This window comes from Opitutus sp. GAS368, assembly GCF_900104925.1.
In the GTDB taxonomy this organism is placed as follows: domain Bacteria; phylum Verrucomicrobiota; class Verrucomicrobiia; order Opitutales; family Opitutaceae; genus Lacunisphaera.
In genome coordinates this window covers 2430252-2452324 of record NZ_LT629735.1, presented here as the reverse complement: position 1 = coordinate 2452324, position 22073 = coordinate 2430252, and the positions used below count along the sequence as shown (strand labels likewise).

The 22073-nt window shown below is 59.3% G+C and carries 16 protein-coding genes; 7 read left to right on the top strand and 9 right to left on the bottom strand.

Annotated elements, in window-relative coordinates; genetic code table 11:
* Positions 1 to 11 precede the first annotated feature (11 nt).
* The 8 genes from BLU29_RS10535 to BLU29_RS10500 form a co-directional block, all read right to left on the bottom strand.
* Positions 12 to 1535 (bottom strand): MFS transporter, encoded by a 1524-nt coding sequence (locus BLU29_RS10535; RefSeq protein ID WP_091057566.1) that lies wholly within the window; start codon positions 1533 to 1535, stop codon positions 12 to 14.
* Positions 1536 to 1562: 27 nt separating this feature from the next.
* Positions 1563 to 2501 carry an aldo/keto reductase gene (locus tag BLU29_RS10530; RefSeq protein WP_091057563.1) on the bottom strand — a complete coding sequence of 313 codons (939 nt, stop codon included), beginning with the start codon at positions 2499 to 2501 and terminating at the stop codon, positions 1563 to 1565.
* An 11-nt stretch (positions 2502 to 2512) separates the two neighbouring features.
* The gene (locus tag BLU29_RS10525; protein ID WP_091057562.1) at positions 2513 to 4210 is read right to left on the bottom strand and encodes a sodium/solute symporter; all 1698 of its coding nucleotides are present in this window, start codon (positions 4208 to 4210) and stop codon (positions 2513 to 2515) included.
* Between the two features lie 6 nt (positions 4211 to 4216).
* On the bottom strand, positions 4217 to 5266 hold the full coding sequence (locus BLU29_RS10520; protein ID WP_091057559.1) for an alcohol dehydrogenase catalytic domain-containing protein: 1050 nt from the start codon (positions 5264 to 5266) through the stop codon (positions 4217 to 4219).
* Positions 5263 to 6111 (bottom strand): amidohydrolase family protein, encoded by an 849-nt coding sequence (locus BLU29_RS10515; RefSeq protein ID WP_091057558.1) that lies wholly within the window; start codon positions 6109 to 6111, stop codon positions 5263 to 5265. The genes BLU29_RS10520 and BLU29_RS10515 overlap by 4 nt, the downstream gene beginning before the upstream one ends.
* 81 nt (positions 6112 to 6192) lie before the next feature.
* Entirely contained in the window at positions 6193 to 8535 is a 2343-nt protein-coding gene (locus BLU29_RS10510) for a glycoside hydrolase family 3 N-terminal domain-containing protein (RefSeq protein ID WP_091057555.1), read from the bottom strand.
* Between the two features lie 65 nt (positions 8536 to 8600).
* The gene (locus tag BLU29_RS10505) at positions 8601 to 10235 is read right to left on the bottom strand and encodes a glycoside hydrolase family 43 protein (RefSeq protein WP_091057552.1); all 1635 of its coding nucleotides are present in this window, start codon (positions 10233 to 10235) and stop codon (positions 8601 to 8603) included.
* A 187-nt stretch (positions 10236 to 10422) separates the two neighbouring features.
* Positions 10423 to 13446, bottom strand: coding sequence for a TonB-dependent receptor plug domain-containing protein (locus BLU29_RS10500; protein WP_091057550.1), 3024 nt, complete (start codon positions 13444 to 13446; stop codon positions 10423 to 10425).
* Positions 13447 to 13843: 397 nt separating this feature from the next.
* On the opposite strand from BLU29_RS10500, the gene BLU29_RS10495 reads away from it, so the two are divergent.
* The 3 genes from BLU29_RS10495 to BLU29_RS10485 all read left to right on the top strand — a co-directional run bounded on the left by BLU29_RS10495 (position 13844) and on the right by BLU29_RS10485 (position 17073).
* Entirely contained in the window at positions 13844 to 14929 is a 1086-nt protein-coding gene (locus tag BLU29_RS10495) for a LacI family DNA-binding transcriptional regulator (RefSeq protein ID WP_091057548.1), read from the top strand.
* A gap of 201 nt (positions 14930 to 15130) precedes the next feature.
* Entirely contained in the window at positions 15131 to 15679 is a 549-nt protein-coding gene (locus tag BLU29_RS10490) for a redoxin domain-containing protein (protein ID WP_157693785.1), read from the top strand.
* Entirely contained in the window at positions 15676 to 17073 is a 1398-nt protein-coding gene (locus tag BLU29_RS10485) for an ascorbate-dependent monooxygenase (RefSeq protein ID WP_157693784.1), read from the top strand. Before BLU29_RS10490 ends, BLU29_RS10485 begins: the two co-directional genes overlap by 4 nt.
* Positions 17074 to 17079: 6 nt before the next feature.
* On the opposite strand, the gene BLU29_RS10480 is transcribed toward BLU29_RS10485, so the two are convergent.
* Positions 17080 to 17967: an AraC family transcriptional regulator gene (locus BLU29_RS10480; RefSeq protein WP_172830252.1), complete on the bottom strand. Its 888-nt coding sequence runs from the start codon at positions 17965 to 17967 to the stop codon at positions 17080 to 17082.
* A 271-nt stretch (positions 17968 to 18238) separates the two neighbouring features.
* On the opposite strand from BLU29_RS10480, the gene BLU29_RS10475 reads away from it, so the two are divergent.
* Genes BLU29_RS10475 through BLU29_RS10460 form a run of 4 tightly spaced genes read left to right on the top strand, consistent with a single transcriptional unit; the run spans position 18239 to position 21996 of the window.
* On the top strand, positions 18239 to 19033 hold the full coding sequence (locus BLU29_RS10475; RefSeq protein ID WP_157693783.1) for a phytanoyl-CoA dioxygenase family protein: 795 nt from the start codon (positions 18239 to 18241) through the stop codon (positions 19031 to 19033).
* 6 nt (positions 19034 to 19039) lie between these two features.
* Complete coding sequence (locus BLU29_RS10470; protein ID WP_091057536.1) at positions 19040 to 20017, top strand: aldo/keto reductase; 978 nt, start codon at positions 19040 to 19042, stop codon at positions 20015 to 20017.
* Positions 19908 to 20936, top strand: a complete 1029-nt coding sequence (locus BLU29_RS10465) for a creatininase family protein (RefSeq protein WP_091057533.1) — start codon at positions 19908 to 19910, stop codon at positions 20934 to 20936. Before BLU29_RS10470 ends, BLU29_RS10465 begins: the two co-directional genes overlap by 110 nt.
* 31 nt (positions 20937 to 20967) lie before the next feature.
* Complete coding sequence (locus tag BLU29_RS10460; RefSeq protein ID WP_091057531.1) at positions 20968 to 21996, top strand: zinc-binding alcohol dehydrogenase; 1029 nt, start codon at positions 20968 to 20970, stop codon at positions 21994 to 21996.
* Positions 21997 to 22073: the final 77 nt, after the last annotated feature.

Genomic DNA, 22073 nt, shown 5'->3' with positions numbered 1-22073 from the left:
GTGAGAGCGCCTCACACTTTTCCGCGCCTGGCTTCCAGTTGCTCGCGAATTTCGATCATCCTGAGATGGCTGAGCGGATAGCGGACAATGAAAACGATGGCCAGCAGGAGACCGACAACAGGAACAGCCATCAGCATCAAACGGATCAGCGTGACCGTGTGTTCCGACTGCGCTCCGGCGAGCTTGGCGTCGAAGCCTGTCAGCGGGAGGAGCATGTTCGTGCCACCCGTGCCAAGCGCCAGACCGGCCTTGATCAGCCACGAGGAGCACGCCCCGAACGCACCTTCTCGCCGTTTGCCGGTGGCCAACTCGTCGAAATCCATGACGTCCGCCTGCATTGAACTGAACAGCATCCAGATACCGGTGGCGCCCGCGCCGCCCACCAACCCCCAGATGATGGGCATGAGCCACGGAAAGCGCGGACTGAACAGCCACCAGGTGGCGACATACATCGCGACCGAAAAGAACAGCGCTCCTATGATAGTGTGACGTTTACCTAACCGTTTTGAGATCGCGCCACAGATCAGCAGGCCGACCACCGCCATCAGCGAATTCGTGACCCCCATGATCGTCCACCAGCCGTTGCCGCGGGCCAGATCGCCACCACATACATGGTAGATCGCGGTGTAGTAGGCCAATCCTCCCACCATGCTCTGACCTGCGGCGAACGAAACGACCATAAGCAGAAGCATCCTGAACGGTCGGCACTTGAACGTCTCCACCAGCGCCTCCTTTAGAGAGATCTTCCCCTGGTTCCGTTCCACCACCTTGTCATAGTAGCGCTCGCGCAGCAGCAGGAAAGAAATGATCGCGGTGAAGATCATGACCAGGCCAAGGACTGCAAAACAGACCTGAGCCCCTAACACGACGTTGGGCCGCTGGTCCGCCGCGGCGTTGTGCCAAGCGGCGCCCGTGGTCAGCAGACGCCCCAAGCGCCCTCCCAGATCAGCATGCGTCGCACCCACCCAGACAACCAGCGTCGTAAACCAAGGCGCGCCGTAGATCATGAACTCTGGGATCTTCTGGAATGCAAACCGGAACGAATATAGGTTGGTGCGCTCATTGTAGTCGGGCGTCATCTCCGCCCCCAGACTCTGGTAGGCCATGTTGAACGAACTCATTACCGGGATGAACACCGCCGAGGATACGATGATGAACCAGAAATAGGCCTGATCGCTCCAACCCCTGCCAACGAAGAACAGCATCGGCATGCCCAGCCCGGCAAGAACACCTCCGACCAGAATGAAGGGACGACGCCGGCCGTAACGCGTCCGGGTGTTGTCTGAGATTCGCCCAAAGATCGGATCCGAAACGGCGTCGAAAAGCCGATTCAACATCATCGCCAGCCCAACGAGCACGGGGGAGACACCTAGATAAATGACGAAGACCGTATTTACGAGATTGGGATACAACCAATGCCCCCAGACGTCGTGGCAAGCCCCCAAGCTGTAAGCAAATTTCTGCCGCAATGGCACGCGGTCCTCGGGAGCCATCTCGTGTTTAGGCGCAGTCGGCAGGGTGGTAGGGGTAGACATAAAGGCCTGGGGGCGGCACCGGGAAGGTTAGTAACTCCACTGTTTGTTTCGAACGGGTTTCAAAATCTTCTGCACCTGCGCCACAAGCCCGGCATCATAAGGTTCCTCGTGCCAGAGGACATTGCGACGCACGGAGTCCGGATTGGCGGAACTGAACATTGTCGTGGGTATCTCCGGATGCTGGCTGGAAAACTGCAATGCCAGCTTCGAGATCGAATAACCCTCGCGTTGACAGAACTCCGCGGCCGCTCGGAATACCGCGCGATCCGCGGCCGTCGCCGGATGCCAGCTCGCCGGACCGGCCTCGGTCAACAAGCCGCTGCCAAAGGGTGACGCGTTGATGATGCCGATGCGCCGGGTTCTCGCCAGCGGCAGCAGATCCAGCAGCGTCGTGTCATTGAGGCAGTAATGATTATGCACCAGCGCAGCGTCCACGTCGTAGTCCGTGAAAATCCGGCGCCATAAATCGAGCGGATAGACGCCGAAGCTCACGGCCCCGATCCGTCCTTCCCGCTTCAGCTCCCGCACGGCGACGAGTCCCTCGGTCAGCGCCCGTTCCACATGCTGGCGGGCCTGGTATTCGATATCATGCAGGTGCAGGACATCAAAATAATCGGTTCCCAACCTGGCGGCACTTTCCTCCAGCGAGGCGCGAATGCGGGTGCGGGAGTAATCGAGCGTATCGCTGCCATACTGGCCCGGCGCGGTGTATTTCCCCACCTTGGTCGAAAGGAAGTAGCGATCCCGACTGATGCCCCGCAACGCTTTCCCCAACACCGCTTCTGCGCGCGTGCCGCCATAGGCCGGTGCCACATCGAAGTAATTGATGCCGCACTCCAGCGCGGCGTGCACCGCCTCGATGGCCCGCGCCTCATCCACGGTCCGGAAGACGCCGCCCAAGGCGGACGCTCCAAAACTGAGGGAGGATACTTTGGGCCCCAGGTGGCCGAGCGGCTGGTATTTCATCTCGGAGCGGATTACCGCAATTGGTAGTAAAGAAATCCCACCGCGGCCAGCAGGAGAACCGCCAGCACCCGGGGATCGTGCGGCCCGATGAGCCGCCCCGCGAGAAAATCCCACGGACGATTCCAACAGACCTTGGCCACTTCCTCCTGATCCATCGTCGGGGTCAGCAGGCTCGTCACGACATAGATGAGAACACAAACCGCCGCGAGCATGGGGCCGACCAGCATGAAGGGAATGCCCAGGCCGTTGGCATGGTCCGTGATCAGCCCCGCAAAGCCCACCGGCAGACGATCCGCCCCCAGGAGCATCCTCCCGATACCCGGCAGATCGGACACGAAATAGACCGCGCCGATGAGCGATCCGGCATAGAGCGTCGCCATCGCCGCCTGCTTCGTCCCGCGCTTCCACATTACGCCGAGCACAAACACCGTGGTGACCGCCGGCGCGAAGGTCATGGGGATTTTGTTGATCGCCTCAAAGATCGTTCCGAACTGGTCGCCCTGCGTCGACCAAAGCATGGCGAGAACCATGATGACGCCCGTGGTGATCCGGCCAATCCGAACCACGCGGTCATCGGGCGTGTCCGGCCGGTGGCGTTTGACAATGTCCATGGAGATCAACGTGGCGCAACTGTTCAGCGCCGCCGCCATGCAGCTCATCAACGCCGCCGCCATGCAGGCGGCCAGCAGGCCCTTCAAGCCGACCGGGACCAGGTGGTTGATCAGCACCGGCAGCATGGTGTTGTAATCGGGACTGTTCGTCCCCGGTAAATTGGGCAGGTGGATTGCTCCGCGCTGCCAGAGGACATAGCCGATGACGCCGGGGAAAACCATCAGGAACACCGGAGTGATCTTGAGGAATCCAGCGAACAAGGCCCCGTTTTGCCCCGCCAGCAGGTTTTTCGATCCGAGCACACGCTGCACATGGGTCTGATCAGCGCACCAATACCAAATCCCCAGGATGGGATAACCGAGAATCACCCCCAGCCAGGAAAACCCGTTGAGGGCTCCGTCGGCATTCGTGATCGGCTGCAACATGTTCAACTGACCCGGGAAAACCACGGCCTTGAACGCGGCGATATCCGGCACCCCGGCGCCCGGCAAGGCCCGCAGGCCCAGGACCGTCACCAGCACGGCGCCACCCAGCAGCAATCCCACCTGGATGTTCTCGGTCATGACCACGGCCTTGAGCCCGCCCAAGGCCGTGTAGGTGACGGTGAACAGGGAAAGCACGATGATCGTGCCATACATGGGCACGCCCAGAAAACTTTCAAAGACCTTCGCGGCGGCGAACAGGCTGATCCCGATGTGGATGAGCAGCGCTCCAAGCAATCCAATGACCGCGAGAAAGGTGCGGGCGGCGGGGCAATACCTCCGCTCCATGAATTCCGGCAGGGTCGCGACCCCCGTCTTGATGTAGAAGGGAGCGAAAAGCAGCGCCAGCAGGACCAGGGTGAAGCAGGCCATCCACTCGAAGTTGCCGATGACCATCCCTTCCTTCGCCCCACCGGCGGCCAAACCGACTAGGTGCAAAGTCGAGATGTTCGAAGTGAAGACCGCCGCGCCGACGGTGAACCAACCCAGCGATTTTCCCGCGAGAAAGTATTGTTCGGTGGTCGCCCCTTTGCGGTATCCCACCCAGATGCCAAAGGCGGTGATCCCGATGAGGTAGATCGCGATGATGGTAATATCTATCCAGGAAAGATTCATGATGGATCAGGACATGCTGAGCTGGACCTTGACGCCGTCGTCCTTTGCCATGGCCTGCTGAAAGGCCCGGTCAATGTTGGCCAAGGGCAGGACGCTGGTGACCAGGGGTTCGAGGTCGATGCGACCCCGCTCCGCCAAACGGATCGCCTCTTCATAAATGTCACCGTAGCGGAACGACCCGACCAACTTTATCTCGCGGCTCATGATCCGGTTCGCCGGCAGCGGAACCTCCTCCGCCATGAGCGTGCCGATCTGCACGATGGTACCGCCCGGGCGAACCAGGTCGAAGGCCTGCCGCAGCGCCGCCGCCGAACCGGAGGCTTCGAACACCACGTCAAATCCATCTCCGGTCAGGTCCCGCACCAGGCCTCGTAACCCGGGAGCCGCTGGATCCAGGGCCAGATCCGCCAACCCGGCGGCCCGCCGCCGTCTCGCCTCCACCACGTCGCTCAGGGCCACTGGTGCGGCTCCGAACATGCGGGCGGTCATGGCGACGAGCAGACCGATCGGTCCGCCACCTGTCACCAGGACCCGGCGCCCCGAAACCGTCCCCGCTTTTTTCACCGCCTCGAGGGCGACCGCAAAAGGCTCGATCATCGCACCCACGCCATCACTCATCGTCTCCGGGAGCGGATGACACTGGTCAGCCCGCACCGCGACAAAGGCGGCGAAGGCCCCGTCCGTCGGCGGGGTGGTGCTCGCGCTGCCCAGCATGACGGTGTGTGGGCACAGGTTTCTCCGGCCGCCCGTGCAATATTCACACCCTCCGCAGGCCCGCGCCGGATTGACAGTCACCCGCGTGCCCGGAGCCAAGCCCTCGACCCCATCGGCTACCGCGCCTATCTCGCCGCTCAATTCATGTCCCAGCACAAAAGGACCGTTCGGCACAAACCCGCCGCAACGTCCATGGCCGTAATAATGAATGTCCGAGCCGCAGATCCCGGCGCGACACACCCGCACCAGCACCATGCCAGGCGCCAAGGCCGGGCGCCGGCGCGTCTCCAAGCGAATGTCCCCGGCCCCGTAAAATACCGCCGCTGCCATGTCCGGGTTCATGGGCGCCGCCCTCCCCCGAGCCGATAGATCCGGGCACAGTTTCCTCCGAGCACGCCTTCCCTTGCCTTTGCCGGCAACCTTTCCACGTAGCTCGTGACAACATCCATCACCCCGGCATAGGAACCCGCCAGCGTGCAAACCGGCCAATCGGATCCGATCATCAGACGATCCGGACCGAAGGCTTCGGTGACAACATCCAGGTAAGGATAGAAATCCTCCCGCCGCCATTTGCTCCGCCGTGCCTCTGTGACCATCCCGGAAACCTTGCACGACACGTTGGTCAGATCCGCGAGCATTTCGATTCCTTGCTGCCACACCGGCTGCTCCCGGCTGCCGATTGCCGGTTTGGCAATATGGTCGAGGATGAACCTCTGCTTGGGAAATTCCTCGGCCAGTCGTATGGCCGCAGGCAGATGCCTGGGAAACAACAACAGGTCGTAAGTCAGATTAAACTGCCCCAGCAGCGCAATTCCCCGGCGAAACTTCGGTCGCAGGATGAACCTGTCGTCGGGTTCGTCGTGCACGACATGCCGGACCCCCACCAGCTTCGTTTCCCGGGCATATTTCCCGAGTTGTTTTTCGAGGTCGTCCGCCCGCAGATCGACCCAGCCGACCACGCCCTTGACGAAATTGTGTTGCTTGGAAATTTCCAACAGCCAGTCGGTTTCCTCGATACATTGCCGGGCCTGGACGGCAATGCTGCCGTCAAATCCGGTCGTCGCGAGCAAAGGCTGCAGATCCGCCGGCAGGAAATCCCGGCGCAAAGCCGACTTCTCGGGCGTGATCCACCCGTATTGCTCGGTATTGTAGATCCAGAAATGCTGATGGGAATCAATGCGCTCCATGAATGCCCCCCGCGTTGAGGTTGCACGCCCGGCCAGGCGCATTTGAATCCGTCTGGCAATATGGGCAGGATACTACGGCACTCATTGCACTACCTCCAGGACGGCTTGCCGCTCGATGCCAGAGCCGTTGCCCAAATGGATATCCACGAACCCCGGCTCCATGCCCAGCGCCATGGCGCGATTATAAAACGCGAGCTCGGCGCGACCCAGTTGGAATTGGACCTCACGGCGTTCGCCGGGAGCCAGCGTGATTCGCCTGAACCCACGCAGCTGCCTTACTGGACGGGTGACGGAGGCCACCCGTTGGTGCACGTAAAGCTGCACCACCTCGTCCCCGATCCGGTCGCCGGAGTTTCTTATTTCGACCGTGACCGTGGCGGTTCCATCCCGGGGGATTTGTGCAGGACTGATCCGGGGGAGGCCAAATTCAAATGTCGTGTAGGACAGTCCGAAACCAAACGGGAACAGCGGCTCCCGCGGTGAATAGAGGTAGTCGCGATCCACACTGGGTTTGTGGTAATAATACGCTGGCAGCTGCCCGACGTTTTTCGGGAAGGTGATGGGCAGTTTCCCACCGGGGTTGAAATCGCCGAAGAGAACATCGGCCACCGCGGTTCCCGTTTCCTGGCCCAGATAAAATCCCTCGAGCACTCCTGCGGCCGCCTCCACCATCCCGCCTGCCGCCAGCGGCCGGCCATTGATCAGGATGACCACGGTCGGCACGCCCGTGGCCGCCACCGCCTTGACCAGCTCCTCCTGCCGGCCCAACAAAGCGAGGCTATCGCGGTCCCCCAGGTGTTGTTGGCTCCAAGCCTCGCGGCACACTCCCTCATTTTCGCCGATGACGATCACGGCTACGTCGGCCCCTCTCGCCTGCTCCACCGCCTCTGCAATGCGCGCAGTCTCCTCTGTCGCGACCGGCGGCTTGCTCGCTTCATCGGTCCACCACGCCTCCCATCCCTGGACCGCGTCCGTAATCCGACAGCCCTCGGCATAACGCACGGCAGCCTGGCCGCCCACTTTCCGCCGAATCCCTTCCAGCACACTCACACCCTCCGCGGGCGCATAACTGTAACCGCCCACATGCACAGCGGCCGCGTTCGGCCCCAGAACGGCAACCGTCCTTATTTTCCCCAGGTTCAACGGCAGCAGCCCGCCGGCGTTTTTTAAAAGCACGATCGACTTTCTCGCGGCCTCCAGCGCCAGGCGCCGATGCTCAGGAGCGTTGGTCACCGCTTTCGCCCGGGCGGGGTCGACCAGCGGCTGTGCGAACAGGCCGAGCGCCTGCTTGGCCTTGAGGATCCGCGTCACCGCTTCATCGATCCGCTGCGGGGAAACCGCGCCTGAGCTGACCTGTTCGGCCAGGGAACCGAAGGTCCCGTGATCGTCGGAGAGTTCGAGGTCGACGCCGGCTTGAAAGGCCTGCCGGGCGGCATCAACCGGATCGGCGGCCACATGGTGCAAAGTCTCCAGCTGCGCGACACCATTGTCATCTGCGCAGATCAAGCCGGTGAACCCCCACTCGTCGCGCAAAAGCCCCTGCAGCAGTTTTCGATTGGCATGCGAAGGAACGCCATCGATCTCATTGTATGATGCCATGACCGCGCCAACGTGCGCTTCCCGCACCGCCGCTTCAAAAGGTGGGAAAAATTGCTCCCGGAGGATCCGCTCCGAATAATTTCCAGGCCCACGGTTTGTCCCGCCCTCCGGCTGGCCGTGCGCCGCAAAATGTTTCGCGGTGGCAAGGACGTGATCCTTGCCGATGCCTGGCCCACGCCCTTGCAGGCCAAATATCGCCGCCACTCCCATGCGCGAGACCAGGTAAGGATCTTCCCCGTAGGTTTCCTCGGTCCGGCCCCATCGGGGATCACGAGCCACGTCCAAAACCGGCGTAAGCAGCCAATTGGCGCCGCGAGCCCGCGCCTCCAAGGCAACCGCAGTGAATACTCTTTCCAACAACTCGGGATCCCAAGAACTCGCCAAGGCGATGGCTTGGGGAAACGAAGTCGCACCTTTGGCCATGAGTCCGTGCAACCCTTCTTCGACCACAAGCGCGGGGATGCCTGAGCGGGTCTCGTTTTTGAGTTTCCGTTGCAAGGTATTCGCTGATTTCGCCGCCGCTTCAGCGTCAAGGTAGGTCGTGACTCGCCACACCCACCCCGCCCCGTTACCGAGAACCGGTTCGGCCACCTCATCTGAAAACACTCTGATCGGATACAAGCCCGAAGTATTGCCAACTACGGAGTGAATCTGCGCGATCTTTTCCTCCAGGGCCATGTTCGCCACCAACTCGGCGGAAGCAGTCACTTCACCACCGGCAGCGCCGGTGGGGCAAAACGCGACCCAACCGGCGACGGACGCCAAGACCAATTGAATGAAACAAGAGGAAGCAGTTTCGATTTTTCGCTGGGCCTTGCTTGTCATTCGGTCACACCAAGTCAACAGGCGGCGGTCTTTGGCTCTACTTGTGAGAGCGTTAGGCCGTCGCGTCATGCGGACGTCGAGCTTTCAATGGCAATTGAGTCGGTCACCCTGGCATCCGTCAGGGCCCGATAACGAAACCAGTCGAAGTCCGCGGGTAAATTGAAGGCGCTCGAATCCTGGGCACAGAGGGCCGCAAACACCCCGGTAAAGGCGAGCCCAACCCCGCCCTCGTTGGGATAGTCGTCGGACAGTATCGTCGCGTCCAGATCCGGACCCAAGGTGCGTTGGGCGCCGCCCGGCAGCGTCATGAGAAATCTCAAATGCTCATGGTCGAGGATCGCGCCGATTTCGACGACCCCCGGGAACGCAGGCGGCAGCGCTTCAGAGTATACTTCGCTGCACCGCCGATTGTCCGAACTAAGAATGCGAAGAATCGGTTTGCCGGTTTCGTCGGCCGTCACATGCGCATAATAGAAGTTCGATGTGTTGTAATACATCGCCAATCCCGCGCTCTGCTGAAAGGAGCGGGGAGAAAATTCAAATCCCGCGGCTACTCGGCAACGCGGGTGATGCAGTCTGAAGCCGACCAGGCTTTGGTCGAAGAGGGACTGCAGGGAGCATCTTCCGCGCAATCGAAGATACCCCGGTTTTTCCGTCAGGCTGAGCCAATCCGACGTCGACGGCTCCCGCAGCGTATTCCATTGTAGATTCAGAGTCGCGTTTTCGAAATGGTCGTCAAAGGCGGGCAAATATTGCTCGACCGTATCCACCGGCGCTTGGAATGAATCCGCCGGCTCATGGCCGCCGGTGGCCAGCCGGGGCCATTCTCCCTTCGCCCAAACGATGTTCTGGATGGCGGTCTCCCGGCCAAGGATGCAGCGAGGGCGGGAATTGTGACGGGAACACAGGTGTGCAAGATACCACTCTCCCTCCGGTGATTGGACCAAGGAACCGTGCCCCGCCTTCTTGAGCCGCAGGCCGGGATTCCCCGAAGAAGTGAGCAGGGGATTATGGGGCGACGACTCATAGGGCCCGTCGATCGTGCGTGAGCGCGCCAGCGATACCGCATGATTCCATTCCGTGCCTCCCTCGGCGGTCACCAGATAATAATAGCCGTCACGCTTGTAGAGATGAGGCCCTTCGGTCAGGCCCCTCGCCGTTCCCGCGAATATATTCGCCGGTTCACCCATCAGGCGTTTTTCCTCGAATGAGTAGCTCTGAAGCGCGATCCCCGCAAACGCGGCTATTGTCGTGCTCGTGCGCCAGACCTGGCTCACGAGCCATTTGCGGCCATCCGTATCGTGAAAGAGTGATGGATCAAACCCGCTCCTATTGAGATAGACCGGGTCGGACCAAGGTCCCTCGACGCGTTCCGCCGTGATTAAGTAATTGCGGACATCTTTGAATGGACCCGAGTGACATTTGACATCCGAATACACGAGCCAGAACCGGTCGTCGGCGTAGCTAAGGGCCGGGGCCCAAACTCCACCCGAATCCGGATTTCCTCGCATGTCCAATTGGGACCGCCGGGTAAGTGCATAGCCGGCGAGCTCCCACTTACCAAGGTCGCGGGAACGATGGATCTGGACGCCCGGCCACCATTCAAAAGTGGAAGTTGCCAAATAATAGTAGCCCTTTGCCCAGATGATGCATGGATCCGGATGAAATCCTGGCAGAATGGGGTTTGGAATGTTGGCCATGAATTAAGCGGTTACTTTCAGGTTTTGTGCCTACCAGCTTGCTAAGTATTCCAGTCGGCGGCTTCGTGGTTTTGCATCTTCCCCTGCTTGAACTGCGAGGAGCTCAAAATGTGCTTGGGCCCCGTGTGGGAAAAAGACTGGCGCGCGGTTCCGCGCGCCAGTCTCGAAGTTCCGGAGCAAGCGATCTCTAGAAGGAGACCCGCGCGCTCAACTTATAAGACGCACCATCGGCATAAACGAGCCCGTAGCGCTTCTGATCGTCGAGGAGATTATCGATGTTAAATCGCAGCGCCACTTCGCGCTTGCTGGTCAGTTTATAGGTATACTCCACCATCGCGCTTAGGCTCAGTCGCGATTTTGTGCTCAGAACGAGCGAGTGCAGCTTCCCATCGGCACCCGGCACCGCAATCCACGTGCCGTCAACCGCGTATCCATTCATCCATTTCTCAGGCGACTGCCAGGTGCCACCGAAGCCCACCACAAAACCCTTAAGCGGCTCAATGTGTTTGAGGTCATATCGGTTCCAGATTGTGACGACATGCGAAGGCGATCCGTCAAGTGACTGACCTGTTCCCACACCAATACCCTTATAGGTCGAGCTGTCGGTCGGATCCGTATAGGCGTCTTTGGCGAGAATTCCTTGGAATGTGCCCCAGCCATAGGTCGGGAAATTCCAGATCGCCCATTGACTGCCGAAAACGTAAGGCACTTTCACGTATTTATAAGCCGAGGTCATCTTATTCTCGTTGTGGGCATACGTTGCCACGATTTGCCAATCGTTGGTCGGTGAGACGACAATCTGGGCATCCCAGCCTTTGTTTTCATCATCAATTGGCACATAAGCACCATCGGCCGAGTTACTTCCCGGCGAGTTCAGCAGCACATTACCAGTGCCATCGGTCAATGCCTGATTGTATCCGCTCTCAAACATCCAGCCCGGCCAGTTCAGGTAGGATTGTGACTGAAATATTTGTGCATCGTTCAAGACCTGGGCACCGGCGCTATTCGGATCGTTGGGAACTTTGAAGGTCAGGTTGCTTCCGGGTCCAATCGTGTGATTCGGGTCGAGCACCTGCATATACGGCTTGTTTTTGATGTAATCGTAGAATCCAGGGGTTATTCCGTCGATTGCATAGGCCAGCGGCTGGTTCGGATTGTAGTTTTTGGCCATTCTCACCGCATTAGGAGCCCACCAAATGAATCGCGGCGTGCCAGAACGCTTAATCTTGTAAGCGGCGATGGTGCCTGAAATGCGCCCGCCGAGCAGCTCAAATTTAAGCCCGAGTTCGTCGCTCTTGGATTGTGTGGGAGCAAGTGGCGCGCCGGCCCCGTCGGTCAGGTAATAGTTTGGCACGACACCTGTGGAGTGAACTCCATATATTGAGATGGAGGGCAGAACTTTGACGGTAAGCCCGATCTGCGGGCTGGTCTTGGTCGGGGGCGCGCTGACGGCTTTCGCCTGCGGGGTCCAAGTCGGCGTCGTAGCGTCATAAGCTATGGTTGAATTGGATGCATCGGTCCGATCATGCCGCAACCCACCGATCAGATTAATCCGGTTGTTGAGATAGCTTCCCTGATAAACGGCATAGTAGCCCAGATCCCAATCTATACTGTGAGCGCCGTCCAAAGGAACGACGGGGAGCGAAGGCCCACCATAGCCTTGGTGATTAAGGGAGAAGTAACCGGTATCATCGATGGCCTTGAAGTCGTAGATTTGATCACGATTTAGGGCACCACGCGTATTGCTCGACCGGGGGTTGCTCTTAAGCAAGTCGTCGAGAGTCGACTTTTGATAATTCAGCCCGATCAGGAAGTTATGCGTACCAAACGCCTCAAGTTTATAATTGAATTCAGCGCGCAATTGATCGCGCGTCTCATCCTGGCTGTCATTGTTCCACTGATACTGGATAACCGCGGTGTCAGTCGGCGGAAGATAGTATTGTGCGGTGGTATCGTTGGGATCGACGCCGATTTGGCGATACACATAGTGCCGATAGAGAACGTCGCCGAGGAAATGCCCGTTCCAATAGTCCAAAGCGTTGTTCCGATCAAATGGCGGGTTAAAGCCGTTGATGAATGCATTTGCCACGACTTGGCTACCCCTGGTCTCGTGCGTCCTCTGAAGACCGGCTCTAAAATAAAGGTTGTCCGCCAATTTTTGGTCCACGGTCAGCAAATGATTCTGGATTCCGGTGGTATGATATTCATCCGGTCCGCCCCAATTGAATGTGCGAAGGTTGACGACACCAGTGAGTAGAAAATCAGCGCGGCGGGAATTTGCGTAGCTCCCGTTGCTAATATCAACGCCGCGAATGTTCTGCAAATCACCAGATCCGGTGACCTTTTTGGTCCCCCATTCGTTGTCGAAAGTTATCAACGTGTTTGCCCAAGGACGGAAACTTAAGACCGGCGATATAAATTGCTGCTTGTTTTTATAGAGGTCAATGAAGCTGCCATTCTGCTGCAAAGCACCGGTAAGGCGAAATAGCAGATGTCCAGTTTGGCTCAAAGGGCCCGTGAGGTCCAGAGTCGCCCGTTGCCAGCCCTCGTTGCCTGTCTCAATTGCGATTTCGCCTCGTGCTTTTTCTTCCGGCCTTTTCGGAATATAATTAACAATACCACCGAAGGCGCCGACACCATAAAGTAGAGCCGAGGGGCCACGCACTACTTCGATACGATCCACATTGATGGTATCCGAAAATCCTTTTCTGGTAAACCCATCACGAAGCACGGAGTCTGTGATCAAACCACGAATCTTGTAGGTGGTCTGATTAGGGTCGCGCGTTACGCCTCGCGCATCGTTTGAGCCTGCGCTTGATGAGTTGTCATAAGACCCTGGGTCGACCAGCCCGTCCACCTGCGAATTCAGGACTACGCCGCCTGAAAACCGGAGGGCATCCCTCAGATTCGAAGATCCCGTGTCTTGGATGAATTGCGAGGTAATCACCTCAAGATCCATCGGAACATCCCTGATCGCCGTCGACAGACGGGTTCCAGAGGTTGAGTTTGTCGCTTTGTAACCCGAATCTCTCTCGGTATTGACAATAAAGGGACTCAACACGAGTGGCTGCCCTTCCAGTGAATCTTTCTTGGTGTCCGCGGGTGGTTGGTCCTCAGCGCTTAATACTCGGGGGACCAAGACCAAACTCAGGAGCAGGGATATACAAGTGCTGCGCTCCAGTGCCAATCTAGCGGGTTTGCTCGATTTCATCTGATTTTATTTTGGGTGTTTCGCGGCGTGCGGATTTTGATCAAAGCCACCAGAAACAGTCTCCAGCTGCTCAAGAGGGAACTTGCGCAAGGAGAGGGTGTGTTCAGGGGTAAGGGTAGGATCGCGCTTAACGCCTCAATTGAGGTGGGGGTGACGCGAAACAAGAATCAACGCAAACTACGCATGTCAATATATCTATTGCGCTATTTTGCATTACTTTTTGCGTAACTCAGCCACATGAATTTAGAAATTATTAAATTAATATCTCACCATTAATGTGTTATGAGTCGTATAAATTCAAATGAAACGGACTGTTTTATTTATATTTGCATAGACAATGTAAACACTTTGCACGCTTGCAAAGGCCCCGCTTTCTGCAATTAAGAGGTCTTCCCTAATGATCTCGGTAAAGCAGGATTCGATCGCCAAAAAGCTCAATCTATCAATCGCAACCGTTTCCCGCAGCCTGGCCAACCACCCCGCTATTAGTGCTGAAACCCGCACCCGAGTCCAGAGGGCTGCCGAAGAATTGGGCTACAAGCGGAATGCAGCACGTGACGCCGGGTCCAACCAAAAGACGAAGCAGATTCCGATCGGAGTATTTGTCGGAATCCAGCCGAACTCTTCACCCTTGGCGACTTTCCCGCTCATCTTGAAAGGCATTCAAGAGCGCGCGAAATCCGAAAATGTTTCGATCGATGTCAGCTTCCAGGATCCGACGCTTTTTAACCCGGACGCACGCGCTAATCCGGTCATGCGCCAAATCCGGGAAGGCAAGTGGCGGGGCATCATTCTAATCTATCCGTATTCCCATAAAGTGGTGGAAGCGCTGGCGAGAAAAATTCCACTGGTATCGACATTGGAGGATTACGACAACCTGAGCATCGATAGCATCGATACGAACCATCACACCGGGATCGTGGCGATGATCAATCGCCTGGTTGCCCTCGGACATCGCAAGATTGGATTTGTCACCTGGGCCTACGTGACGAGCGGGCACTGGAGCACCCAGCGTTTTGCCGCATATGTAACCGGGATATTCGCCAACGGATTGGAATTCCGCCTGGATTGGATCTTTAACGTTAACAAATCAGCGCCCGATCTGAGCATCAGTGAGATTGCCAATGAGGCGGTGAGAAAAACCCGCGAAGACGGCGTGACCGCCTGGGTTTGTGCTGCCGATCACCAAGCTTACCAGTTGATGATGGATTTCCACGCCCGCGGGATACGTGTCCCGGAAGATTGCTCGGTAACCGGTTTCGACGGCATCGAGCCGCCCCCTTCGCTCAAGCCTGTCACCAGCCAGCGCGTGCCAAACGAAACCATCGGTTCCGCGGCCGTGACTCGCATACTTAACCGCATTCAGCACCCTAAATCACATCAGCGGAAGATTCTGGTCGAAACTCAATTTGTGGAGGGGGCCACCATTGCCAGTCCTCGCCCCCTAGCTGGTGTTTCAGCCGAGAAAATACCTACCAGGTAAGCCCAATCCCCCGATCGATTCATGTCCGACATCAGCGATCAAGGGTAGAGGAGTTCCATGTTCCCACGGACACCAAGCTCAATCGCGGCAATCACCTTAGCGATTCGCATATAAACCTATTTCATCGGATTCCTCTCATTGAAACAGTTGACCATAAGGGCCCCGTTCAGAGCGCTCATTTTGGCCCTCTTACTGCCTTCCGTGGCAATCGCCTCTGGCGGCCTATATGACCAGCCAAGTCCATGGTGGCATTCGCTCAACATTCACGATCTAGACGGCAAGGATATGCCATTCGACGGAAAGTGGCTGGTCCTGGCATTTCTAGATGTAGACTGCCCTGTGTCCAATGCCTACGTGCCGGTGCTCAATGAACTCGCCCGTGACTTCGCTCCTAAGGGCGTCAGATTCGTGGGGGTTTATTCCGAATCAGAAAAAGAAACTGATCGTATGAAGCGTCATGCTCGCGAATTCTTACTCGGCTTCCCAACTGCGCGTGACCAAGCCCAACGACTCAAGCATGTCGCCGGAACCACTTATTCTTCCGAGGTGGCCGTGTTCGACGCAAAAGGCACCCTGTTATATCGGGGGAGAATCGACAACCACGTCGGCGAGAATGGCGCCTCGCGGCCACGGGCGACTCAGCATGATTTGCGAATGGTGCTGGACCGGCTTTGTGTCGGGGATGCCGGACCATTCCCTAGCCAAAATGGTTTTGGCTGTCCCCTCCCCGATTCGCCCAGCGATCGATGAAAGCATTTGTCCTGCTGTGCTGCGGTCTGCTCGTGACGACCAGGGGAACTCCTATTCCGGCAGAGGAGTCACCACCCACATGGAGCCGGGATATAGCACCCATTCTTTTCAGCAACTGCGTCGAGTGTCATCGGCCCGGCGGCCCCGCACCGTTTTCATTGCAGACGTATGAAAGCGCCGCCAAGCGAGCAAAATTCATCAGCCGGTTGACCGAGGCAAGGATCATGCCTCCCTGGCTTCCGTCAGGCCCCCATGGCGTCTTCCAGGGCGAGCGCGGGCTGTCCGAAGGAGAGATTGCGACGCTGGCAAAATGGGCCGCTCTCAGCGCCCCTGCGGGCGACCTCCCTTCAGCCCCGCCGGTTCCCACAGTCGAAAACCGCGAGTGGCCGCTTGGTCCGCCCGATGTCGTGGTGCGAATGCCCCAGCCGTTTCACCTCTCCAGCGGCCCCGGCGATATCTATCGGGCCTTTCCCATCTCCCTGCCGGCGTCCGCCATTCCGGCTGACGTCCGCGAAAGAGCGCGCATCCCGGGCACCGATCTGCTCGGCGTGGCCGCGATTGATATTCACCCCGGAAACCGGCGTGTGTTGCATCATGCGCACCTCTGGGCCGACTCAAGCGGGCAAGCCCGTCAACGTGAGATTTTCGTGGGCGCCGGCTACGAGGCTTTCGGCAACCCGGGATTCCCGGCCGCGGCGTATCTGGGCGGTTATGTGCCGGGCACGACTCCCCGGCGGCTGCCTCCCGGCATCGCCGAGGCCCTTCCCTTGGGGGGAGACTTGGTGCTCCAGATCCACTACAGCCCGAGCGGAAAACCCGAAGCGGACCAAACGGAGATTGGTCTCTATTTCAGCCGCGAGCCGATCAAACGCACCGTCGAATGGCTGCGGCTCGGCTCGTTCAACCTGGAGATTCCGGCCGGGGCGTCGGCCCATGTGATCACCGACGAGCTGGTGATTCCGGCCGACTGCTTCGTGCTGTCAATATCGCCGCATATGCATTTTCTTGGGCGCGAAGTCATCGCCCGCGCGATCTTTCCGGATGGTTCCATACGAGACTTGTTGAACATCCCTCGTTGGAATTTCAAGTGGCAGGATCGCTATAATTTTAAGGAACCACTGCCGCTGCCCCGGGGCACGAAAATCCAGGTCCGCTGGGTCTACGACAACAGCGCGGCCAATCCCCGCAATCCGCATTCCCCGCCGCAAGCCGTGCATTTCGGCCCCAACACCACCGACGAGATGTGCGAGTTCCACCTGTTCGTGGTTCCGTGGTCGATCGATGACTACCCGAAATTCGGCGAACTGATGGAACGCAAGATGGCCCAGAAAATCGCCGAACTCACCGACGAACAACGCCAGCGCTACGGTTTCGATGCCGCCGAAAAACGCTGAGGCGTCTCAGGCGCGATGTTGCATGCGGCGCCGGTGCTCCGCGGGGCCGTAGCCCATCAAACGACTGAAAACCCGGTGAAACTGGGCGTAGCTGTGGAAGCCCGCCTCGTAAGCCGCGGCCAGCGCCGTGAGCCGGTTCCCGCTTCCGTAACGTTCGATGAATCGCTCCAAGCGCAGCCGGTTACGATATTCCGCGATCCCCAGTCCCACCTCGGTTTTGAACCTCCGGCTCAGCCGCGCCGGGCTCAAACCGGCACGCAACGAAAGGCGACCCAACGATTCGTCGGATTCTCCGCGGCGCAGCATCTGCAGCGCATTCTCCACGGCGGGATGCAGCGTTTGGTAGTGCGGCATGCCGGCGTTCGCGGCAAACCGCTCCCAGCTGCGCAGCACCAGGTAGCGAAGACCGGCATTGAGAATATCCACGTGTTCACTGTTCCGAAAAAGTTCGGCGCAGAATTGCGTCAGTGAAAGCATATCCCCATGGGCCAGACTTTTGCAGAAACGGCCCGCCGGATCCCTCTCGGTCAGGATTGCCGCCGGCGAATTCCGCACGGCCGCCTTCAATGCCTGCGGCGTGAATACCACCACCCACATCTCGTAGTCAGGAGAGCGATCAATCAACTGATGTTCCTGGGCCGGGAAAAGCCATACGAGATCGTCGGCCCGCAATTCGTAACGCCGGTCCCCCAGGATGTAGCTGGCCCGGCCCGAGATCACCAGATTCAACTCCAGCTCCGAATGCTTGTGCATGGGCCACACCGAAGTCTGGCGGGCGCGGTAGAACCACACGGCGCCCTGCGTCCCCTTCGGCAGATTGAATTTCTCGAACATGCGCGGTGCGACAAATACTGATAGGCTTTCGGGAATGGCAACAAGAAGTTGCTGCGCCAAGCCCGCACCCTCACGGCCCGGCGCAAACCAGACGCGCCGCCACTTAAAAAACACCCGCCCCCTGTTGGCGCTCGCCTGGGTTATATAGAAACCGGGACCTAGCGCCCACCCCTCCCATTTATGTGACTGTGATCGAGATTTCTCCCGTTTGAAAACCTGTTCGGGCTGGGCTCCCGCGAACCGCACGTGGCAAAGAATGATAACACTTCGCGATCCAATGAGAAGACGACGGCCGGGGGCGTCTGCTACGTTTCATCCACACCCCGACCCCATGCCTACTCCTCTCCCCAAAACCAAACTGAATGAAACGCAACTTCGCCAATTCCGTGACGAGGGCTATGTGATCCTCGGACGCGTGCTCAGCGATGAACAACTCGAAGGCCTGCGCGGCGAAGAGGCCCGTTTTCGCGCGAACGCGCAGGTCGGCAAGGACCAGAAGAACCAAACCCTTTTCTTCAGCCAGGTCGGTCCCTATTCCCAGATTGTCCGCCAAGTCGGCCTTGAAGGGGCGCACCTCGATGCCTTGGAACAGCTCATTGGGCCCAACCTCATGTTGTGGTATACCCAGTTCGTCACCAAGATGCCCGATGGTGAAAGCGGAAAGTCGGAATTTCCCTGGCACCAGGACAATGGCTACATCTCGATCGAACCGGCCAACAATGTCACCGTCTGGATCGCGCTCGACGATGTCGACACCCGGAACGGTTGCGTGTGGGTCGACCCCAAGAGCCACCTTCAGGGGCTCCTCCCGCACAAAAAGAAAAGCGCCGACAGCTGGTTCCTCGAGATCAAGGTCGCGGGCGATGGCGTGCCAGCGGTGCTGAAGGCGGGCGAGGCTGTCGCTTTCACGGGCCTGACGCTGCATCGCTCCAAACTCAATCATACGGACCGGCCGCGTCGCGCATTTTTCTTTGAATACTGCGACCCGGCGTCGGTCGCGGTGTCGCTCGTCGATCACTCCGGCGATCCGGCGTCGGCACCCCGCTCCCCGGTCATCCGCCGGGCAGGCACCTGGCTGGCTCGTGGCCAGCTGCCCCTGCCCCCGAACAACAAGTTCGAAGCCTGAGGTCCGATGCAAGCAGCCGCTTTCGCGCGCAACCAACGCTCCGTTTCCCGGCTCGGCTTCGGTGCCATGGGCCTGGCCGGCTGGTTTGGCACCTACTCCGAAGATGAGCTCATCCGCTCCGTGCTGCACGCGCTGGACTCCGGCATCGATTTCATCGACACCGCCCGCGCCTACGGACGGTCCGAGGAAATCCTGCATCGTGCGCTCAAAGCCTGGAAAGGCCGGGCGCCCTTTGTGGCCTCCAAGGTCAATCCGCTGGGCCCAAACACCAAATGGGGCTGTCCGATTGCTGCTGAGGTCGTGTTTCCCCGAGGCCATGTGACCAGGGAAATCGATCTGTCGTTGCGAACGCTGGGAGTCGAGCGCATCGATCTCATGCAACTCCACGTCTATTGGGGCTCATGGGGGACGGAAGGCTACTGGCTCGATGAACTCGACGCTGCCCGGGCGGCGGACAAAATCGCGCTGGCCGGGGTTTCGTTGCCGGATCACCGACATGATGTGGCCCTGCCATTGGTTCGAAGCGGCCGCATCGATTCCGTGCAGACGATCATGAACATCTTCGATCCGTTTGCCGGCGATTGCCTCATCCCCGCCTGCCTGCAGCATGGGGTGGGCGTGATCGCCCGCTGCATCCTCGACGAAGGCGGCTTGGCGGGATTTCTCAAAGCGGACACCACTTTCGAGAGCTCGGATTTCCGTTCACGCTACTTCGACTCGGTCGGACGCGACATCTACCTCAGGCGGGTCGAGGCGCTCCGCCAGTTCGTGCCGGCCGAGGCAGCTTCGCTGGCGACCCTGGCGGTCAAATATGTGCTGGCCCATCCCGGCGTAACCACCGCGATCTCTTCCATGCACGTCAACCGCTTTGCCGATGAAAACATCGGCGCGCTGCGCGAACCACCCTTGGATCCGGCGGTGGTCGAGACCCTGCGCTTGCATCACCGCTGGACCCGGAATTTCTACGAGGCCAAGTATGTGTAGTGGCCGTTGCGACGCCCGGAAGCAGACCGGTGTGGCGTGTGTCCACTGGGCGGAACTGTTGCCGGATGAGTTCCGGGCCCGTCGCGCAGCAGCCCCGTTGGCTTGGCTGCCGCTCGGGCTATGCGAACCCCACGGGCACATCGCCGCCTACGGGCTCGATACCATCAAGGCAGAATGGCTTTGCACCGAAGCGGCCCGCCGCTTTGGCGGGATTGTGGTTCCCACCCAGGCATGGCACATTCATGAAACCGGCTACCATGCCCGCTGGCTGGAGGATGTAATCGGTCAGGAGGAAGGCGAACTCGGCACGCTCCCGCCCGATGTGCTGCTCCGAACCTTCCTCTATCAACTGCGCGCGCTCGCCAATGCCGGTTTCCGTGCGGTGGTCGCGGTCTCCGGCCACGCCGGCGGCAACCAGCAGGACCTTCGGCGCGTGGCGGCGGCTTTTTCCGCCCGGGTGCCGGTGGCGGTCGATGTTTTCGCCGACCCCGAGCTGGTCGCCGGCACGTTTGCGGGTGACCATGCCGGCAAGTTTGAGATCTCGCAGCTGATGGCCATCCGGCCTGACCTCGTCGACCTGAGCCGGCTGCGCCGCGGCGACGAACCGGGCGCGGGCGGCTCCCTGGCCATCGGTAACGATGCCGCGGAGTCGACGCTTGAACACGGCCGCGCTATTCTTGAGGCCCAAGTGGCCTTCCTGGGGAAGGTCGCCAAATCCCGTCTCACCACCGCGCTGGTGGCGCCCCCGGCAGAACGCGTTACTTTCGCAGTGACCGAGGAAATCTGGACTGGAATCATGCGCGATCCGAAACCGTTCGTGACCGCCCACCCTCTGCCCGATCAAGCGCCGGTTGCGTCGGCTTCACGCTGGAAGTCGGGTGAGCACTTTGTCGTCACGGGGCAGCCCGCGAAAGCCTGAGCTTGCTTTTCACCATCGCCCAAATCCATCCATGATTCAGCCGCCCCAGTTCAAGCGGATTACTTTCACTCGGCCGGGCGTCGTCGAATACGCGTCGATGGACGAGCCACTAATCATCTCAAAGCCTACCGAGGTGATCGTCAGAAACCTTTACTCCTTGGTCAGTGCCGGCACCGAACTGGCGTGCCTGAGTGGAGCGGAATGGTGGTTTCCGTTGCCGAACATCCCCGGTTACGCGGCGGTCGGCGAAGTGGTGGCCCGAGGAACCGCCGTGACGAAGGTTGTCCTCGGCGATGTTGTGCTCACGCACGGTCCTCACGCCGGATACTTCAAGATCGACACGACGGATCGCTATACAGGCACCTGCATCAAGCTGCCAGCCGGTCTCGCCCCGGAACTTGCGGCTTTGGCCCGCATGGCGAGCATTGCCATGACCTCGCTGAGGGTGGCGCACATCGAATTGGGCGACCAGGTGCTCGTCGCGGGGCTCGGCTTGGTCGGCAACCTGGCCGCACAGCTGGCCGGTCTGCAGGGCGGCACGGTGATCGGCATCGACTTGAACGAAAAACGCCGCGCCCTGGCGCAGGCGTGCGGTCTTGCCCATACGGTCGATCCCGCCCGGCCGGATTGGAAGGACGTGGTGCGCGACATCACGGGGCGGCGGGGCATCACCACCTTCATCGACGCCACCGGCCTTTCCCAAGTCATCGCGGAAGCCAGCACGCTGGTGGCCCCTCGTGGCGAAACCGTGCTGCTGGGCACCCCACGGGCTTCCCATCAAGCCGACCTGACCGAAGTCTTCCGCGGTATTCATCTTCCGGGTTTCGTCACCTACAAGGGCGCGCTCGAATGGCGCTACCCGACCTTCACCGAAGAATTCGAAAAACACTCCGTCGAGCGGAATTCCGGCATCATCATGGAACTCGCCGCCGCCGGGACACTGGTCTTCGACCGCTTGCTTACCCACCGGGTCGCCCCGGAACGGGCGCCGGAGATTTACGCCGGGCTTAAGAACGGGCAGGATGAATATTTAGGCATTATGTTTGATTGGACAACATGAACACCGGTGAAAGTGTCATCGCAGGCGGCGGTTTCACGCGACAATATCGGCAAAACAGCCGCAGACTCAAAACAACA

Bases quoted from the DNA above. Each gene is read 5' to 3' on its own strand.
- BLU29_RS10535 (WP_091057566.1), bottom strand. From the start codon at position 1,535: ATGTCTACCCCTACCACCCTGCCGACTGCGCCTAAACACGAGATGGCT.
- BLU29_RS10530 (WP_091057563.1), bottom strand. From the start codon at position 2,501: ATGAAATACCAGCCGCTCGGCCACCTGGGGCCCAAAGTATCCTCCCTC.
- BLU29_RS10525 (WP_091057562.1), bottom strand. From the start codon at position 4,210: ATGAATCTTTCCTGGATAGATATTACCATCATCGCGATCTACCTCATC.
- BLU29_RS10520 (WP_091057559.1), bottom strand. From the start codon at position 5,266: ATGAACCCGGACATGGCAGCGGCGGTATTTTACGGGGCCGGGGACATT.
- BLU29_RS10515 (WP_091057558.1), bottom strand. From the start codon at position 6,111: ATGGAGCGCATTGATTCCCATCAGCATTTCTGGATCTACAATACCGAG.
- BLU29_RS10510 (WP_091057555.1), bottom strand. From the start codon at position 8,535: ATGACAAGCAAGGCCCAGCGAAAAATCGAAACTGCTTCCTCTTGTTTC.
- BLU29_RS10505 (WP_091057552.1), bottom strand. From the start codon at position 10,235: ATGGCCAACATTCCAAACCCCATTCTGCCAGGATTTCATCCGGATCCA.
- BLU29_RS10500 (WP_091057550.1), bottom strand. From the start codon at position 13,446: ATGAAATCGAGCAAACCCGCTAGATTGGCACTGGAGCGCAGCACTTGT.
- BLU29_RS10495 (WP_091057548.1), top strand. From the start codon at position 13,844: ATGATCTCGGTAAAGCAGGATTCGATCGCCAAAAAGCTCAATCTATCA.
- BLU29_RS10485 (WP_157693784.1), top strand. From the start codon at position 15,676: ATGAAAGCATTTGTCCTGCTGTGCTGCGGTCTGCTCGTGACGACCAGG.
- BLU29_RS10475 (WP_157693783.1), top strand. From the start codon at position 18,239: ATGCCTACTCCTCTCCCCAAAACCAAACTGAATGAAACGCAACTTCGC.
- BLU29_RS10470 (WP_091057536.1), top strand. From the start codon at position 19,040: ATGCAAGCAGCCGCTTTCGCGCGCAACCAACGCTCCGTTTCCCGGCTC.
- BLU29_RS10465 (WP_091057533.1), top strand. From the start codon at position 19,908: ATGAAAACATCGGCGCGCTGCGCGAACCACCCTTGGATCCGGCGGTGG.
- BLU29_RS10460 (WP_091057531.1), top strand. From the start codon at position 20,968: ATGATTCAGCCGCCCCAGTTCAAGCGGATTACTTTCACTCGGCCGGGC.